This is a genomic window from Flagellimonas pacifica (assembly GCF_900215465.1).
GTDB classification, from domain to species: Bacteria; Bacteroidota; Bacteroidia; order Flavobacteriales; family Flavobacteriaceae; genus Flagellimonas; species Flagellimonas pacifica.
The window spans coordinates 496,766-514,113 of sequence record NZ_OBEH01000004.1 but is presented as its reverse complement, the minus strand read 5'-3'; the positions used below and the strand labels follow the sequence as shown (position 1 = coordinate 514,113).

Here is a 17,348-nt window from a genome sequence, read left to right as displayed (position 1 = left end):
TATAGTTCTTTCTGCCTTGCATACCTTTAATTTACGGATTTCAGCAGATTTATAAAAGCAAGAATTGATGTTTGTCGGAGTTCTGCAACAGCCACGAACGATTTATAGGAAAACACCAAATGGAATCCCGAGTAAGAAATCCCAAGTTTAATTATACTCTCATTTGCCGATAAAAAAGGCCTAAGATGTTGTGCTTTTTAATGTATCACATAGGACCTCTTCACTTCATGTTTTGGCTACTATTCGAAAAAAAAATAGAAAACCGAACGTGACTTTATACATATATCGAAAATCGTGACATTAATCACGACATTTTTACGGAAACCCCTATGAAATAAGGATTTTATCCCGACATAAACCCCGACATTATATTAGCTTTCTAAAGGGTATAACCGCTAATGTCAATAACGTATTTGGTGGCTCTCCCTTCACCTTCTTTTTTAAATATGGAGAGTTTTATTAGTTCATCAACGTCCCGTAAGACCGTTCTATCGGTAATATCGAATAATGCCCGATATTCAAGGTTCGTAATATGGCCAGCTTTTTTGACAGCTTTAATGGCAATTTTTTGTCTATCGTTCAAATCCAATTTGGACAAATACTTTTCATTGTATATATCCTTAAAAATGGTAACTGAAAGCCCCCCGCCATGTTCATGGATGAGAGGTTCAACAAGTCCATGCTTTTTACACTCTTCAATGATCTTTAATGTCCCCCGTCCCCATGACTCGATATGACCACCTTTATAAAAAGCATTGGCCAGCAATTTATTTCTAGGGTATGACCCATGTTCCTTTTTTAAATCCTCTGCGGATAGTTGTTCCGGGAGTTCACCAATGTTCCAAATGGCAATCCTATCATCGTAAATTCTTATGGTGATTGGCGTAACTTGATAGGAACGATGGACAATGGCATTGAACAAGGCCTCCCGAAGAGCTTCGAACGGATATTCAGGGGTCTCGATTCTTTGTAGGCCATCATAACTGATATCCCTAACAATGTATTTATTGTTCAGGACTTCGATCGTTGCGTCGGCAAGTTCAAAGGCATTACTTTCAATAACGTCTTGGGAAAGCAGTTCGGTAGGGGAATCCCCGAATTTTCCAATTTTCAGATAAGCACTGGTAAAGTATTTTGTTGGTTCTTTTCCAAACAAAAGAATGGCTGCCCTGTTTAAAGTCCCATTATCATCTATTAATCCAAGATTCTTTAGAATAAAATCGTCCGTGGTCGATTCCTTGATAGAGGGGATACGACCTGTTTTTATTGTACTGTTCTTAAAGCTCTCAATAGCGTTGAGGTCAATATCGTCCATAGTGGCATTGGGAACTGTTACTTCGTCCCAACTCAAATTGCCTTTCTTGAGGATAAAATCTTCCAGTGAAGCGCCATTGAGCAACTGATTCGTGCTACCACTCCTTAAATAGAACTTGCCTCTATAGGACACAGGCGAAGAAAATGGATCTACCAGTATTTCAATAAAAAACTTACCATCTTCATCAAGGAGATTAACCTGGCACACGATACCGGTTGTATCCCTGATTTTATTTGGCAACTCATCAAGCAATTTTTTGTAATTACTTAAACCGACTACATCCCCGTTATCATTTTTTCCAATATAGATTGCACCGCCATCAGCATTGGCAAATCCAGAGACCCATTGTAAATATTCGTCTCGCCAAGATTGTTTCCATTCTATGTTTTGTTGTTCGGGCATGTATGTATCGTAATACTGTTTTTGGAGAGTATCAAAGTTAAGTCATTAAAATACCACTAAAGAATCAATCTTCCCAAATAATGCTCAAGGCCTTGTCCTTATATGGGATACAATGCTCCTTGAATTTCTGGCTCGTTCTATAATTCGGAACATAATTGAACCAGTCAATTGCCCATACCTCTTGTGTCCTTTCATATCTTTTACCTTCATTGAAATATTCTCCAATGGTCGTATCATTGGGGATTTTGAATTTTCCATGGAGTAAGTGGACGTATGGAAAGTCCTCACTGTACCAGTACCATTTGATTTTATTGTTTTCACAATAGACGATCATCAAAGGGTGGTTGCCAATTTCGGCAAATCGAATACAGGTGGACGTTAAACTCGTTTGGTATTTTTTTGATAGTCCATCGAGAAGATTGAAGCTAAATTTTCGACCAATGCAGTCCTTTTTAAAACGGTTCTCTGGCATTAGAAGGCAGGCGGAGAAATAATCGGCCTCCCATTCCGTGTAGATTTCGGATCTGAAATTGGTAAATGAGGAGTGTGCCGGGGTTTCACCGGAGACAAGTGCATTTCTATGACCGTCCAAAAAATAATGACCAAGTTCATGTCCGAAGGTGTATCTGGCCCTAGTAGTGTATGAATGGCCTAACCTGCCCGTATTGATATAGATATGAAATTTGTCATTCAGATGTTCGATCAAACCATCAAAGTAATTTCCATAATCATTCTCACTATATGAAATGCCCCTCTCTTGTGCAATAAGTTCTGGATTTACCAAGTTGTTTGGACAGTATGCTTCCGCAATGAATTCAGCGAGTTCAGAGATTTCCTTTTTTCTAGAACCTGATAGGTATTTCTCCCTAGTCTTTAGCATTATTACGGTCTTCTAACATCTTCTTTTTCATCTCAACTGGAATGGTTTTACCATGCCTAGCGGCTTGCGCCAAACCTTCGTAACTGGGGTTTTCAACTTCTTTTTCTATTGGAAGCTGCTCAGTTCTGCCTTTCTGTAGTATCTCTAAGGGATTGTCCCAATGCTTGGGCTGGATCTGTGCAATTTCTTTCTTATATCGCTTTTCAAATTCAGTTATGCTCTCCGGATCGGTCGGGAATAAATACCCAAGTGATTCCAGCAGTTTTAATATGTTATTGCTTTTTGTCACCTTTTTAAGGGTTTAAGTGTAGTTTTTTTTTCAAAGTGTTCTCTGATTTTTTTATCACATCTTGACTTGATTTTTCTAATATTCATGTCACTTGTGCTATGTACTTCAGCGAGCCATGCCATTATTTCCTTGGGTCTCTTTTTACCCTCTTGGTGGCAATCGTATACCGATAAAAGTATTAAACGGTCTCTTTCCGAAAAGGTCAATAGGACTTCTTGAAGCACTTTTTGATAATGGCCAATTTCATTTTCTTCCGGTAGGATGATTTCCGGAGGGTCAAAGAAAACACTATCGTCATCTATTGTTAAATCGTGCTCCTGTGCACAATATCCTTTATTCAAAAGGCCTTTTAACTCGTTTTTGGCGATGGTGGCCAAATAGCCCTTCATTTTCTTATCTACGTCCAGATCTGTCTCGTGGTCTTCAATAATGAAATCCAATGGCTTATTGTAAATTTTCAAAAAAGTATTCTCCGCTACAATGTCAACAAGGTCGTCATAAAAGTATGTCGCGGACTTTTTCGCCTCGAATATGACCGTATGGAGATACCTTGAGTATTCATGGTAATATATGGTAAATGCCTTATGAGCTTCTTGCTCATCGTCTTCCTGGTAAGAGAATTTTAATAGGATCTCTTCAAGTTCTGCTTTTTTCAAAGTGTTCAAGTTTTAGTGGTTCGGTCTGGTGTTGGGCTGCTTTCATAATTTTCATGTTTAGATTGATTAGTTAATACTGATTACTTTCTAATAAGATATATAAAAAACCGTGACAACCATACCTAGGTCACGGTTTTTTATATATGAAGATGTAAGAAAATTTAAACCCAACAACTATGGCAACTAATGGAAAATCAGGTGATAACAGAAGACACGGAGCAGTGAAAAATCGCTCACAGGTGAAAAACCCCAAAACTAATCAATGGGTTAAAAGGAATGGCGATACTGGCCGCTTTATGGATGTAAAGACATCAAGTAGGAAGCCCTTTAAGGGTGTTACCAAAGAGAATTAGTACAGGTCCTGAAGAAGACCTTAAAAGATTCAAAAACATTTTTATTAATACTAAACCTCAGATCATGAGTACAGTAACAAACCCTAAATTCCAGATCTACAGATCTGGTTCGGAATATCGCTACCGATTAAGAGCGAGAAATGGTGAGATTATCCTTCACGGCGAAGGATATACAACAAAGCAAAGTTGTCTGAACGGAATTGACTCGGTAAAACGTAATGCCCCATATGACAGGCGTTATGAGCGTAAAGTTGCTACCAATGGGCAATATTACTTCGTTTTGAAAGCTTCAAATGGAGAGCCTATTGGAGTAAGTGAAACCTATACCACAACCGCGGCACGGGAAAATGGTATAGCAGCTGTAAAAAGCGTTGCTCCAACAGCGCCAACAGAAGACTTGACCTAGAAAGGAGGAGAGTTCTTACTCTCCTTTTTTTTCTTCGAGCAAAATCCACTTTAGTGGTTCAGTGCTATTTGTGGATTCTATTGGAACAGGTCCAGTTTGAATTGCGTTTCGATTTTAGGTGTAAACGTTCCTATTATTACAAATGGGTTTTTGCCCGTAAAATGAAATCGTTTTGTTGTTCCCAGAAAGAGATATAGATCCTTGGTCTTGGCAAAGTCGTCCATATATTTTTGTCTGACCAATTCACAGGCCTTTTCTTCACTGCCGCTCCTATTAAGGCAATTCCAAAATAGTTGGCCTATTTCCCAATCCTCTATCATTAAGGTGCTTCTACGACCTTTGATATCTTCGAAGGTATATGAAAATTTGAAAGGCAGTTTTTTGACCACCTCAAAACCTTTTTCGGTACTTTCGAACAAATTGAACTGCTTGAGACTGGCCAGTTTTTTTTCGTCCCACTCACGGTCCACGGGTTCGATTACGAAATCAATGATTTTCGCAGGTTTGAACACGGCAAGCGAAGTACCAACTTCTTTGTTCTGGGCTTCTTCAATGAGTTGGGTCAGATCTTCATGGACGTTGTTGAGGACAATGTCTTTCCTTTTGGCCCAATTGCCCTTGGTGTCCAGTTCGCCAACTTTTTCAAAAGTGGTATCGGCAGTTCTGGGGCGATGGCTTTCAGGCCTAAAATCCGAATCGTTGTTCACCAGATCCACTTCGACCCAGTCATATTTTTTATATTGGTCCTTGTAGGCTTTTTTTCGAAATTCAACGGGATAGATACGTATCCATGAACCATCCTCGGTGAATCCAGCGGTACATACCAGCTCATCGTACTTTGTGGATAAAGTAGGATAGGTCTTTACCGTTATTAGGACTTTGGTCTTCAGGGTTGTTTAAAGGTTTTTTTGAACTATTTCCCAGTCTTTCATTTTTCCCAGTTCCTTTGCCACCACACCTCTATGGCACATACATACCTCTTTTTCAAAACAGGTTATCGCAACCCTTTTGTACTCTTCGCAAAGATCTTTCAGTTGGGCGAGATAGCTTTTGTTTTCCTTGAGCGTGGTTTTCTTATAATTATCGAATAGTTCCTTATAATCATTGAGCGAATGCAATTCTTTACGTTCCTGTGATTCTATTCCCAATTGGGGCATGTGCAAAAATTTGATGCCCAAGCTTTCGCAGGAGTTCAATAGCTGTTTTTTTGAAAACCCGTATTTCATGCTGAACGAGTTTTTCCGAACATCCACCAATAGCCTGACATCATTTATTATCAGCTTGTTCAGGTAGGTCTCCAAACTAATCCCTTCATAGCCAATGGTGAAAAACATGGGGCCATCCTTGATTCTCCTCTGGGCATTGACCTTATCCATTTCTTTTACGGTCAAGACCTTGTTGGCAATTTTGCTGTTTATGGCAAAAAAAGGGTATTTGCGGTACGTCTCCTTTATCAGCTCTTCCCCGTTAAAATCTTTATAGGTCCGATGGACCCAGTTTAAGGAACTCACGTCCTCTTTCTTGAGCTGGGACTTGTAATCGGAACTGTCCAAACATTTCCAACTGCGGTCTTCCCGTTCCACATTGCCGAGCTTAATCATCGTGTGAAGGTCTTGGTTCGCCTGAAAGGAAAAACTGCCGTATTTATAGGGGACAAAATCAAATGCCTTTTTTTCCTGTTTTCTAGTGGCCAGGAACAGGAGTTTTTGAAAATTTAGGTTGTCCAAAGTCCCATCGAACTGTTGCAATAGTGCAAGTATATATTTTCTTCTGTAGTACATTCTTATATAGGAAACCTATTTTAAGCTGAATTATTACGAAAAACGCGCGATTAATTTTCTTCAAAACTACGAAAGACAATTTTGGTAATGTTCTATCTTATCCAAAAACCGGGACAGATTCCAGTAAATTATGCTAGGTTTTAGTCCTTTGGTTATTCTAAAACCAGCCTGACCTCAGAATAAAGTAGTCATAACTGGAACGATATAGGCTATATAATGACCCTAAATTGTTTTAGGTATGTTTTAGGTAAAAAGAAAAAGGCAGCTACCTTGTTCGTAACTGCCTGATTATTAGTAGCGGGACCTGGACTCGAACCAGGGACCTTCGGGTTATGAGCTTCCAAGCGGACGCATTTTCTTAGTTATCCCGGTCTATTTTATCCAAAATCGTGTACGGTATTGTGTACGGTTAATTTGCTTAAATATAGGAAGATTAATAGCAAAACTCTATTTAAATGCTACAATAAGCAATATTGTTTGAAGTCCACTCAAATTTCCACAGTTGTCTAAAACAACAACATTGGAAGTAGTTCGTCCTCTTAACTAACTGAGGGGTTGGGCGGGTGAAAAAGTCAGCTCCTAACAATGGAACTGGCTTGTTTATTGTTTAGCTTTCACTCTTGCATGCCACTAGTCGCAGACTAGCGAGAGCCGGGGAGGGTAACAAGGTTAGTTCTTGTATTCCAAAAACACTTTATCTAAATCTATATCGTATATAATTCGCCTCCAAATAATTAGATTCCATCAAGATGAGTTCTTCTGTATAGAATAGATAATTGTCAGAAAAAACAAAGGGATCTCCCTTATTGGCCTTCAACTTTAACGCAATTGTGTCATCAACAATAAAAATGTGATTAAAGCCTTCTCTAATCAATTCGAAATGATTTTTATGTAATGCAGTATTTATATCCCATAGTGCTCCCTAAACGGTCACAATTATGCATAGCTAAACGTTGTGAGTAATTAAAAAAATATAAACTAAACCCATTGTGCATTTTAAATAATGCTAATTTTAATGTTGTTTATTCTCCTGTTAAATATAAACCTGTTGATATATTGAATAGTTGTCAAAGTTGTTATTTTTGCTAATATTCTTGTTTTAAACCCTTGAAAAGACTTGGCATAATTACGTCTTATCATAAACTGGTCGCATAACTGAGAGAACAATGTTTCTATTCTTTTTCTCTTTTTACTAAAAATATAAGCCTGTTTGTTATACGCTTTTTTGATTGTTTCTCATAGAGGTATTCATTTTTATGTTACAGGATTCGAACAAGTTGAGTTGAATTTCTGCTGATAAATAACCTCTATCGCCAATTAATGTAAAATCGCTTATTTGCATCTTAATGTCTTTAAGGTAATTAATGTCGTGTACAGATGCAGGGCTTATATCCATACTGCCTATTACACCTTTTACAGAACAAACTGCGTGTAGTTTATAACCATAATAATTATAACTTTGTGCTGTACAATACGCTTTGTCTGGCAAAGAATAAGGAACTTCCCTGCAAATCTTGGAATGCGAACTTCGGGATAGTTTGCAAACCTCCAAGGGCATGCTATCAACAACGAAATAATTTTCGAATTCATTAAAATGACAAGCTAATTTTAAACGAATAGTATTCAGCTCGTCTACCAATTTTCGTCTTCTTTTATTGTAAACACTTCGCTCTATTTTTTAACCAATAGACTTGGGAAGCTTTCTGAATATATCGTTTTCACTGTCTATTCCCATAAATTCAACAGTTAGACTCAAACTAACGAGTTCTAAATCACTAGGCTTTGGTTTTCTTCTTTGATAGGGCAAAAGTTGATCTTTTGATATTTTTCTTAAAACCTTCAATATTCTTTCGTAATTTGCACTTAAGTTGTTCTTTGTTAATGTTTTATGGCTAAAACAATTTACTGATTATCAGTAAGATGGACAACTTTTTTCTTTTAAATCATAATGCACAACGGGTTAAGTAAGGCTAATTGTAAAAAATTTATTGATTTGGACAATATGGAAGTAATAGCGGAATCTACTCAAGAATTTAGTAATATGGGCAAGATGAGATGGGTATGGAAAAGAGTATCTAATTAATACCTTAAATTACGAAACCCTAGGAAAAAAATATCTTAATAATATTGACAGCTTATGATTTCTTATAGAAACCGCTTAAAAGTAGTAGCAGACTTTTTAGCAGCATTTTTGCTCCTATCCTTATTAAGTCCTATTTTGATTATTTCAACTATCGGGTTGTATTTTGTCAACGATGGATCCCCTTTTTTTTTCCAAATTCGTCCAGGACAAAACGAAAAGCTTTTTAGGATTATTAAGTATAAAACCATGACAGACGAGCGAGATGCCCAAGGAAAGCTCTTATCCGATGCAGAGCGATTAACACGTTTAGGAAAATTGGTGCGCAAATCTTCAGTAGACGAACTCCCTCAATTACTCAACGTACTTAAAGGCGATATGAGTTTCGTAGGCCCTAGACCTTTGCTGCCGGAGTATTTGTCCCTTTATACTAAAAATCAGGCGAGACGTCATGAAGTAAGGCCTGGTATTACCGGTTGGGCACAGGTAAATGGAAGAAATAGTATTTCTTGGGCAAAAAAGTTTGCCTATGATGTAGAATACATCGACAAACTGTCATTTTTATTTGATGTGAAAATTTTATGGTTAACTGTGATTAAGGTTTTGAAAAGAGAAAGTGTGAATCAAAGTGATGAGCGCCCGATGCAACGATTTAACGGCAATAATTAATGTGTAATGGTCAATAAGATTGTTATATTTAGGGTTCTATTATAGAAAACTAGATAGAAAGAAATTTTAAACGTTTAGTGGTTTTGTAACTCGTAGTTGTGGCATATCAAAAACTGAACTCATTCTTAATATAATCGGTGCTTCTTTGAAATATAATATTTCTTTAATGGATTATTTTAAATTTTATAAACGTACTAAGTTAGAAAAACGGACATATGCTGGTACGGGATACATGATTAAGTATCAGTTACGAATGAACCCAAAAAGAGAAAGAAATATTTTAGAAAATAAATTGATCTTTTTAGATAAGTATGCACGCTTAATATCGCATCAATATGCAAGTAAAGAACTTTTTTTAACTGATACAACAGTTTCTGGTGGTTTACTTAAAAACTCCGTTCGTAAGTTAGTAGTAAAATCTTCAGATGGTCAATGTGGAGAAGGCATTATCGTTTTGGATATCTATAAAATGGGAGAGAAAGAAATAGTGTCAACACTTAAGAAAACGGATAATGGCTTGATAGAAGAATTCATAATACAACATGATTCACTGATTAAATTGTCTCCTTCTGGACCGAATACTGTTAGAATTTCCACTCAATTGTATGAAAATGAATAAGTTGACATTTTAGGATGTAGACTAAGAATAACAATCAACTCATATGTTGATAATTTGGCTGTAGGGAATATTGCGACTCCCATAGATGAAATTTCTGGAATTGTATATGGCGGAGGTGTAAATAGTGATATTACCAAAAATGAGGAGCATAAACATCCCATTACTGGAATTGGTATTGTCGGATTTCAAGTTCCTTTTTGGAAAGAATCTCTTCGAATGGTTAAGGAAGCCGCCTTATTGCATAAAGAGAATAGGTCAATAAGTTGGGATGTGGCGATTACCAATAAAGGACCAGAATTGTTAGAAGGTAATCATAACTGGTGTAAATTATTATGGCAACTACCAGTTAAGAAAGGGCTTAAAAATAAATTAAAAGCATATAAATGAAAGAAAGTTTAATTATTATTGGTGCAGGTAACGTTGGTGGTTTTTTAGTATTGAATCAAGAACTTTTTAGTACACAATACAATATCATTGGATTTCTTGACGATGCAGTTGAAAAAAAAGATAAATCCTATTGGGATATACCAGTATTAGGTACCTTAGATGACCTGCATAAATACCCAGATGCGGCGCTGGTTATCGGAATTGCAAAACCGTTGGTAAAAAAGAAAATACTCCAAAAAATAGGAGATAATCATAAGTTTCCGAACTTTATATCTAAAAATACATGGATTTCTAATAGTGTTAATTTCGGAAAAGGAATCATCATTTATCCGGGAGTTTCGATTAATCATGAATCGGAACTAGGAGAATTTGTAATAATAAATATGAATTGTGCAATTGGTCATAATACCAAAATTGAAAAATGCAGTTCCTTAGCGCCTGGGGTCAACTTTGCCGGATTTACGCATGTAGAGCCTTATACTGAAATTGGTATAGGAGTTTCTACTATTCAACAAATTAAAATTGGTGAAGGTTCGATTATTGGTGGGCAGAGTATGGTCGTTAGAAATACAGAAGCCTATGCTACCTATATTGGTGTTCCGGCAAGAAAGAAAGAATTGTAATAGACCTATTGACTTTATAAATAAATGAAAGAAAAAATATGGTTATCACCACCGCACTTGACAGTGTGAAAGATTTAACTTCACAAATAATTCCTAAAAGGGATGGTGAAGAAGAGTTTTAGTGATAAAATAAATCATATTTTAAAAACTACCTATTAGATTTACGTAGCTTTTTTATTGTTATAACCCGTTGTGCATTTAGGGTTTAAATAGAAAAAGTTGTGCGAGCTGCTCAATAGCAGTAAATTGTAGTAACGACAAAACAATTTAAAATGCACAACTTTAGAACAAATTACGATAAAATCCTTGAGATTTTGGACGAGATAGAACCAAAATACGATATTATAAACTAGATGCGTAAACCAAAATTGAAGGACAAGGAACTAATGGCCATTGGATTAACAGCTGGATATATGGGCATTGACAGTGAGTGTCAGCTTTTCAGGTCTTTGCCTTTATCATTGAGAAATCGCATCGAACGCTCGGTATACAATCGTCGTAAGCGAAAACTCTTCTACCACTTGGATGATCTTAGATTGAAGCTTGTCGAACGAATCGACAAGTTCGAGAACTGTCACATAGTGCACAGTATGCCTTTGGAGGTTTGTAAACTCGCTCGTAGCACAAGGAGTTCTATATGCAAAGAAAAAGTTCATAGCAGTCCTAATAAAGGGCACTGTGCCAGCCAAGGCGTGCATTACTATGGTTACAAGCTTCATGCGGTATGTTCTGTAAAAGGTGTAATAGGCAGTATGGATATAAGCCCTGAATCTGTACACGACATACATTTTTTAAAAGACATACGCCACCAAATGAAAGACTGTACACTGCTAGGAGACTGAGGTTATCTATCGGCAAAGTATCAGATCGACTTGTTCGAGGTGGCCAATATCAGACTGGAGACACCCATGCGCAAGAACCAAAACAATTATAAGGAACAGCCTTATATTTTTAAGAAGTCCAGAAAAAGAATAGAGACGCTGTTCTCTCAATTATGCGACCAGTTCATGATAAGAAGAAATTATGCAAAATCTTTTGATGGATTCAAAAACAGAGTCTTATCTAAAATCACAGCAATGACAGTAATTCAATACATCAATAAATTTGTCTTTGACAGAAACATCAATAATTTAAAAATCAACATTACCTAAATGCACAACGGGCTATTTTAATTAAAAACATTAATATTTAACTGAAATTTAGTTAACCGTTAACCACACTATCTAATGCGTCGTCCAAATCTTTATTCATAAAATTCTGCTGGTACTGGATAGTTGTTTTAATATCTGAATGGTTATATAATTTTTGCAAAACTTGCAAAGGAATTTTGTCCCCTGAAATATTTCCGAAGGAATGACGGGCTACATGCATGGTGATTTTCGTTTTTATTTCAGCTTTTTCTGTGATTTGCCCTAAATACCTGTTAAGTCTTTTGTTCGCTATTTTGGTGACTCTCAAAATATCCTTGGGGTCCTTGGTGGCTTCTTTTAATTCGGGAAAGATAAAATCAGTGTGCGAAGCTTTATCAGCTTCGTACTCATCTAATATATTTTGAAGTTTATCATGAATTTTAAGAGACAGGTTTTTTTGATTTTTATTCATGGTGTAATATATCCTTTCTCCTTGTATATTCGCCCAGGTTATTTTAAGTACATCGGCAACCCGCATACCGGCAAGATAGAAACTAAAAAGAAAAACATTTCGGGAGTGATGTTGTTTCGGATGCTCTGAAAGATCTAGGCTCTCTATTGATTTTATTTCCACAGCGGTAAGACCAATTTTGATAGATTGGGGGATTTTTATCTTAATCTTTCCATCGTTATTTCCGAAAGGATAATTTTCCTTTGAGATAATATTCTGTTGTGAAGCTCTATTGTATAGCGTACGTATGAAAATCAGTGTGTTTACAATACTCCGTTCACCAATGGAATCTTTATTACTTCTTAAATAGGAAATAAAGGCACGTAAAAAAAGAGGGGTGACATCTTGGAAGGTTAGGTCTTTCGCTCTTGGATATTCTTTTATCCTATTCAATAATGGCCGTTCGCTATTAATGCGGGAAAATTTTTTGTTTTTTTCTAATTCTATAAAATAGGTTTCGGCAAAGGTGTAAAATGAATGACTTTTATGTTTTCCCGAAATAGTTTTTTTTATTTCCGCTGCTTGCGTGATTGGCTTTGTACCGGATTCAATATCCAGTAGGGACTTATTTATCTCGACCAGTTTAGAAGAAATAAGATTGTTTAAACGGGTGGAATTTGGATGATTTTTCTTTACTTTTCTTCTTATGGGGTCCCAATATTTTGGGTCGATTCGTTGTCCGATTTGAATGTATGAAGATTTCCTATTTTTGGTAATGCGAATGTTTAAAGGGCAAAGGCCAGCTTTGCTTTTCCTTTTTCGCATATATGCCTCAATGGTTACCATTTTTAATAATTTATATAAAGATAAATATTTTTGGTCAAACAATGGTCAAACAAATGAACGTTTTATATGGTTTTATACGGTCTTATATGTGAATATTAAAATCAAACTATCAATAAATATGAGGGTTTCGAGGTGTGTGATTATAAAAAGAACTAAACTTAGGATCTAGTGCCGCGAGGCGTGGGGGTTCGACTCCCTTCACCCGCACAAAAAGCTCTCAAATTTTGAGAGCTTTTTTATTTGTCTCACTCTAATCTGTATCAGACTTCTTGGCTGTACGCTTTGTCTTAATGAGGACCGATTGAGTTTGCTTAGGGGCCCTTGACTTTATTTTTCAATTTCCCTGAAAGTTGTAGCCCGGATTTAATGTTTATTCCAATCAAAGTTAAATTGCTAAGTCCAAATATTAATTCTGCAATTTGCGCATAGAGGAATATATTGTCAATGGATTTATAGATGGCACGATAGTATAGGAATATAACGAGTGAAATCAATATAATACCATTGATCATTACTAATTTCATCCTTTTTAGTTTTTTCAGAATGATTGGATGTTTTGATTTTCCGGCCAATTTTTTTCCCGAAATTGCCAAAGAGGGCATTGCAATTACAAGAATTGGTAAGGCATACAGGATGCCGGTTTTCACAGCTTTAATCTGCATTTTATCCGCTACTAATTCTGCTCTTAATGATAAGATAAAAAATGTGCTGATTGTTATTGTCCCTATTATAGTTGCGGCAATATGTAATGCCAATAAATTCTTTCTTTTCATTTTTAGTTTTTTTCTTATCTAATTAAGTAGCTAACTCCTAATAGGGCAATCGCACCATCAATAAGTATGGAGTAATAAAAATCTTTACGCTTTTCTGTGGAGTATAAAATCAAAAGCATTTGTACAATAATGGCAAGCACAAAAAGAGGTGTTGATATTGAATAAGAGGAAACAACTCCTAAACTTATCAATACAAGAATCAACAGTAGTATTGAAATTATCTTGGCCTTTGGAATGCCAATTACCTGTGGGATTGTTCGTTGTGATGGTAAATCATATTTCAAATCTCGAATATCGAAAGGAATTGCCACTGCCGCAAAATATAAATAGTGAGCTGGAATGAAAATTATGAATGTCTCCCAATTATGAATATTTTCATTTAGCATTGGAAACACTACTATAATTATGGTCCATGTTAGAGCAATTAAATGAATTTTAAGATGGGGTAATTCACGTAGATTCTTGCTCCCTATTCTAACTACATAGTAAAAAGAGATAGTTGTGGCTCCAACCATTAACATCATTACAATAGGTGTTATCTCATTCAATAATAGGACGAAAAAGTATCCCCCGAGGAGCCCACTAACGATACTTATGAGAATTATTAATGTCCTATGCTGACCTACCCAACTGAGCCAAGGTGTTTTGGTTTCTAAATTTACTTTGACTACCCGTTGAAGATTGTATACGCATAATGTGGAGAAAAAAGCAAATTGTCCATAGGACAAATATTGGTCTAGATTAAAAATGTTGGCAATTCCAGCTGCAAGAAGACCTGCAGAAGTTGCTATAACAATATTTAAATGCGAAATGTATGTTAGAATCAACTTGAACAATAGAGTTGGCAAGTTTGGATTACAGGATCTTTATGTATACAAATGAGAAAGAGTTTCAATGGATTGAACGAACATTTTGTTTAATAGGGAATCATTTATTCTCTAATAATAGTGTAGAGTGATGGATTTGCTTTAAGTCCTTCTGTAGGAGCAACTCCTAGTTCTTTCCCCATCTTTTTGCTAGCTTCCATGAATGCTTTTGGACTTTCCCATACGGCAACATTTATTAATTCAAATTTAGCATCATCTTTTATTGATTGATGCAATTCTGTAGAAATGTAGCCAGGTTCTTTTTTAAGGAAATCTCGGCAAGCTTCCCAATATTTTATGGATTCTTCCAATTTTCCTTCTGGTACTTCAAATGGATTTATAAGAACAACATGTTCTGAGTTACTGGTTTCCATATTCGATTTGTTTTTTTGGTTTGCTTCATTGTTACAAGAGCTCATACCGGTTAGAAATAATATTGTAAAAACTATTTTTGAAATTTTCAGTGATTTTTTACTAAGTTCTTTTGTATTCATAATGTGATTTTATTACTATTCTTCATAAGCGTGTTTTGTAAATGAGCGATACATATAAGTTATAAAACACGCAATAGAGTTGTATTGTCATCATTGTTGTTACCAACCCGAAATCTTTATGAGGCCCTAGCTTCTTTAATAATTATCCTTAGTATTTTGCTATAACAAAAATTGTTATGACAAATATAAAAAATAATTGCATTATTTGTACATTATCTATGCGCCGTTTCGCTTATTGAGCTGTATGTCGAAGGGAATTTGACTTATAATTGGTACCTCAACAATCGCAATGCATTTATAACCACCAATAATGTAGAACCTTCATGAATAGCTATGGCTCCTCCAATACTTGTTCCGCCCATAATTGTTGTTGGTATTAGAAAAGCCACTATTGCCAAGCTCACCCATAGGTTTTGTTTGATTATGGATTTGGATTTTCTACTCAAACCTATTACAAAGGGAAGGTTCTCAATTTTATCGGACATTAAGGCAACGTCAGCCGTCTCTAAGGCAACATCACTTCCAGCTGCTCCCATTGCAATGCCAACTGTACTTGTTGCCATTGCGGGCGCATCGTTTACACCATCACCTACCATGGCAATTTTTGAATATTGTTGTTTTAGTACTTTGATGGCTGTGACTTTGTCTTCTGGTAATAAATTCCCCTCTGCATCTGACAAACCAATTTGTTTTGCAATGGAATCTGCGACATTTTGATGGTCCCCTGTGAGCATAATCATTTTTTTAATGCCAATATCTTTTAGACGCTTTAAAGTAGGTGCCGCGCTTTCTCTGGGCACATCCATTACGCTTAATAAACCTATTAACTCATTTTTATAGGCAACGAGCATTGCTGTATGCCCGCTCTGTAATAGATTGTCCATTTGATTTTTTATAGCTTTGGATGTTGCTATTGCCTCATCAATCATCAATCTTTCATTTCCAATCAAAACCACATCTCCATTATAATTTGCGTTAACGCCTTTTCCTTGGATTGCTTTAATATCTGCTGCCTGATTTTTACCTTCTACTTTAAGTTGCGATTTTAAATCTTGGACAATGGATTTTGCCAAGGGGTGGTTGCTTAATTTCTCTACATCCAAGACTATATCAAGAAACTCACCTTCTTCAAAATTATTTAACGCAATGGCATTTGTCAACTTTGGTTTACCCTCGGTTAAAGTCCCAGTTTTATCAAAAGCAATTGTTGTTAAACTCCCTAAATCTTCCAAGGCTCGTCCTCCTTTGATTAAAACACCGCTTTTTGCTGCTCTCGCAATGCCACTTAATACGGCACTGGGTGTTGAAATGGCCAAAGCACAAGGGCTTGCAGCTACTAAAACACTTATTGCCCTATAGAGACTCTCTTTATAGGTCTCATCAATTACTAAATAGGAAAAGCACAAAACGGTAACCAAAAGGATTACGACAGGAACAAACCATTTTTCAAATTTTTTGGTCAGTAATTGTGTTGGTGATTTTTGTGTTTCTACTTCGCTCACCATTTTCACCAGGCGAGAGATGGTACTATCAGCGCTTAATTTTAGAACCTGAACTTCAATAACGTTATCTCCATTTATGGTGCCAGTGTATACAATATTGTTTTTCTCAATGTTATCAAAGTCTGGCAGGTTTGTGGTATTGCCAATTGCCACTTTGTCCACAGGCATACTCTCACCAGTTATAGAAGCCTGGTTAATGCTGCTGTTTCCTTTTACAATGATACCATCGGCAGCAATTTTGGTGTTTGGCTTTACTACAACGATATCATTTAGCTGGAGTTCTTCAATGGGAACTTCTTCAATTTTATCACCCTTTTTTACCAAAGCTGTTTTTGGGGATAGATTGCCTAAGGACTCAATGGATTTTTTGGCCTTGTTCACGGCATAGCTTTCCAAAGCATGCCCAATACTAAATAAGAATAGTAGCAATGCTCCTTCTTCCCAGCTTTCTATATAGGCTGCTCCGGCCGCAGCAACCAGCATCAAAAAGTCAATTTCAAACTCACCTTTTCGAATTTTGCCAATGGCTTCAAGTGTTGTAAAATAACCACCAAAGAAGTAAGCAACAATAAAACTGCCAAGTGAGGCTGACTCTGGTAAATTGGTAAGTTTTTCTATGATTAGACCCATGAAAAAGAACACACCACTCAATATGGCAAAATACAGTTCTGTCTTTTTACCAAAAACACCGCCGTGCTTGTGGTTATGTTCCTCGTTTTCAGAATGTTCTTTGCTCATTTTTTCTAGGTTTTTATTGTTGCATTTGTCTTATTTATGGTTTGCCGTTTTTTTAAATAGCTGTTTTTTATCGATTCTAAACACAATT

The 17,348-nt window shown here is 36.2% G+C and carries 15 protein-coding genes and 3 pseudogenes; 6 read left to right on the top strand and 12 right to left on the bottom strand.

Annotated elements, in window-relative coordinates; translation table 11 throughout:
- Positions 1-379: 379 nt before the first annotated feature.
- The 4 genes from CRO15_RS14875 to CRO15_RS14860 all read right to left on the bottom strand — a co-directional run bounded on the left by CRO15_RS14875 (position 380) and on the right by CRO15_RS14860 (position 3,542).
- Positions 380-1,717, bottom strand: coding sequence for an ATP-binding protein (locus CRO15_RS14875; RefSeq protein ID WP_097046618.1), 1,338 nt, complete (start codon positions 1,715-1,717; stop codon positions 380-382).
- Between the two features lie 64 nt (positions 1,718-1,781).
- Positions 1,782-2,597, bottom strand: a complete 816-nt coding sequence (locus tag CRO15_RS14870) for an ImmA/IrrE family metallo-endopeptidase (RefSeq protein WP_097046617.1) — start codon at positions 2,595-2,597, stop codon at positions 1,782-1,784.
- Complete coding sequence (locus tag CRO15_RS14865) at positions 2,584-2,886, bottom strand: hypothetical protein (RefSeq protein WP_097046616.1); 303 nt, start codon at positions 2,884-2,886, stop codon at positions 2,584-2,586. Before CRO15_RS14865 ends, CRO15_RS14870 begins: the two co-directional genes overlap by 14 nt.
- Positions 2,883-3,542, bottom strand: a complete 660-nt coding sequence (locus CRO15_RS14860; protein ID WP_097046615.1) for an RNA polymerase sigma factor — start codon at positions 3,540-3,542, stop codon at positions 2,883-2,885. The genes CRO15_RS14865 and CRO15_RS14860 overlap by 4 nt, the downstream gene beginning before the upstream one ends.
- Positions 3,543-3,718: 176 nt before the next feature.
- Here CRO15_RS14860 and CRO15_RS19785 point away from each other — a divergent pair, with 176 nt between their 5' ends.
- Together CRO15_RS19785 and CRO15_RS14855 are read left to right on the top strand one after the other, a co-directional pair.
- Positions 3,719-3,895, top strand: coding sequence for a hypothetical protein (locus CRO15_RS19785; RefSeq protein WP_165769966.1), 177 nt, complete (start codon positions 3,719-3,721; stop codon positions 3,893-3,895).
- Between the two features lie 64 nt (positions 3,896-3,959).
- Positions 3,960-4,301 carry a YegP family protein gene (locus CRO15_RS14855; protein WP_097046655.1) on the top strand — a complete coding sequence of 114 codons (342 nt, stop codon included), beginning with the start codon at positions 3,960-3,962 and terminating at the stop codon, positions 4,299-4,301.
- Between the two features lie 77 nt (positions 4,302-4,378).
- Here CRO15_RS14855 and CRO15_RS14850 read toward each other — a convergent pair whose 3' ends face one another.
- From CRO15_RS14850 to CRO15_RS14840, 3 genes and pseudogenes are all read right to left on the bottom strand, one after another.
- Positions 4,379-5,017 carry a hypothetical protein gene (locus CRO15_RS14850; RefSeq protein WP_243396983.1) on the bottom strand — a complete coding sequence of 213 codons (639 nt, stop codon included), beginning with the start codon at positions 5,015-5,017 and terminating at the stop codon, positions 4,379-4,381.
- 180 nt (positions 5,018-5,197) lie between these two features.
- The gene (locus CRO15_RS14845) at positions 5,198-6,082 is read right to left on the bottom strand and encodes a DUF488 domain-containing protein (RefSeq protein WP_097046613.1); all 885 of its coding nucleotides are present in this window, start codon (positions 6,080-6,082) and stop codon (positions 5,198-5,200) included.
- A gap of 996 nt (positions 6,083-7,078) precedes the next feature.
- A pseudogene (locus CRO15_RS14840) lies at positions 7,079-7,928 on the bottom strand (IS982 family transposase).
- Between the two features lie 291 nt (positions 7,929-8,219).
- Between CRO15_RS14840 and CRO15_RS14835 the strand changes: the two are divergent.
- The 4 genes and pseudogenes from CRO15_RS14835 (at position 8,220) to CRO15_RS14820 (ending at position 11,611) form a co-directional block, all read left to right on the top strand.
- On the top strand, positions 8,220-8,831 hold the full coding sequence (locus CRO15_RS14835; RefSeq protein WP_097046612.1) for a sugar transferase: 612 nt from the start codon (positions 8,220-8,222) through the stop codon (positions 8,829-8,831).
- 166 nt (positions 8,832-8,997) lie between these two features.
- Positions 8,998-9,837, top strand: a pseudogene (locus CRO15_RS19955) (sugar-transfer associated ATP-grasp domain-containing protein).
- Positions 9,834-10,460, top strand: a complete 627-nt coding sequence (locus tag CRO15_RS14825) for a NeuD/PglB/VioB family sugar acetyltransferase (RefSeq protein ID WP_097046611.1) — start codon at positions 9,834-9,836, stop codon at positions 10,458-10,460. Before CRO15_RS19955 ends, CRO15_RS14825 begins: the two are co-directional and overlap by 4 nt.
- Before the next feature lie 272 nt (positions 10,461-10,732).
- Positions 10,733-11,611, top strand: a pseudogene (locus tag CRO15_RS14820) (IS982 family transposase).
- Positions 11,612-11,663: 52 nt separating this feature from the next.
- Here CRO15_RS14820 and CRO15_RS14815 read toward each other — a convergent pair.
- From CRO15_RS14815 to CRO15_RS14795, 5 genes are all read right to left on the bottom strand, one after another.
- A complete protein-coding gene (locus CRO15_RS14815) occupies positions 11,664-12,887 on the bottom strand; it encodes a site-specific integrase (RefSeq protein WP_097046610.1) in 1,224 nt (407 codons plus the stop codon).
- 311 nt (positions 12,888-13,198) lie between these two features.
- Positions 13,199-13,660 carry a hypothetical protein gene (locus CRO15_RS14810; protein ID WP_097046609.1) on the bottom strand — a complete coding sequence of 154 codons (462 nt, stop codon included), beginning with the start codon at positions 13,658-13,660 and terminating at the stop codon, positions 13,199-13,201.
- A gap of 14 nt (positions 13,661-13,674) precedes the next feature.
- A complete protein-coding gene (locus CRO15_RS14805) occupies positions 13,675-14,508 on the bottom strand; it encodes a UbiA prenyltransferase family protein (RefSeq protein ID WP_097046608.1) in 834 nt (277 codons plus the stop codon).
- A gap of 83 nt (positions 14,509-14,591) precedes the next feature.
- The gene (locus tag CRO15_RS14800) at positions 14,592-15,020 is read right to left on the bottom strand and encodes an antibiotic biosynthesis monooxygenase family protein (protein ID WP_207763902.1); all 429 of its coding nucleotides are present in this window, start codon (positions 15,018-15,020) and stop codon (positions 14,592-14,594) included.
- Positions 15,021-15,283: 263 nt separating this feature from the next.
- Positions 15,284-17,260 carry a heavy metal translocating P-type ATPase gene (locus tag CRO15_RS14795; RefSeq protein WP_097046607.1) on the bottom strand — a complete coding sequence of 659 codons (1,977 nt, stop codon included), beginning with the start codon at positions 17,258-17,260 and terminating at the stop codon, positions 15,284-15,286.
- Between the last annotated feature and the right edge of the window lie 88 nt (positions 17,261-17,348).

Bases quoted from the DNA above. Each gene is read 5' to 3' on its own strand.
- CRO15_RS14875 (WP_097046618.1), bottom strand. From the start codon at position 1,717: ATGCCCGAACAACAAAACATAGAATGGAAACAATCTTGGCGAGACGAA.
- CRO15_RS14800 (WP_207763902.1), bottom strand. From the start codon at position 15,020: ATGAATACAAAAGAACTTAGTAAAAAATCACTGAAAATTTCAAAAATA.
- CRO15_RS14845 (WP_097046613.1), bottom strand. From the start codon at position 6,082: ATGTACTACAGAAGAAAATATATACTTGCACTATTGCAACAGTTCGAT.
- CRO15_RS14825 (WP_097046611.1), top strand. From the start codon at position 9,834: ATGAAAGAAAGTTTAATTATTATTGGTGCAGGTAACGTTGGTGGTTTT.
- CRO15_RS19785 (WP_165769966.1), top strand. From the start codon at position 3,719: ATGGCAACTAATGGAAAATCAGGTGATAACAGAAGACACGGAGCAGTG.
- CRO15_RS14835 (WP_097046612.1), top strand. From the start codon at position 8,220: ATGATTTCTTATAGAAACCGCTTAAAAGTAGTAGCAGACTTTTTAGCA.
- CRO15_RS14815 (WP_097046610.1), bottom strand. From the start codon at position 12,887: ATGGTAACCATTGAGGCATATATGCGAAAAAGGAAAAGCAAAGCTGGC.
- CRO15_RS14855 (WP_097046655.1), top strand. From the start codon at position 3,960: ATGAGTACAGTAACAAACCCTAAATTCCAGATCTACAGATCTGGTTCG.
- CRO15_RS14810 (WP_097046609.1), bottom strand. From the start codon at position 13,660: ATGAAAAGAAAGAATTTATTGGCATTACATATTGCCGCAACTATAATA.
- CRO15_RS14870 (WP_097046617.1), bottom strand. From the start codon at position 2,597: ATGCTAAAGACTAGGGAGAAATACCTATCAGGTTCTAGAAAAAAGGAA.
- CRO15_RS14795 (WP_097046607.1), bottom strand. From the start codon at position 17,260: ATGAGCAAAGAACATTCTGAAAACGAGGAACATAACCACAAGCACGGC.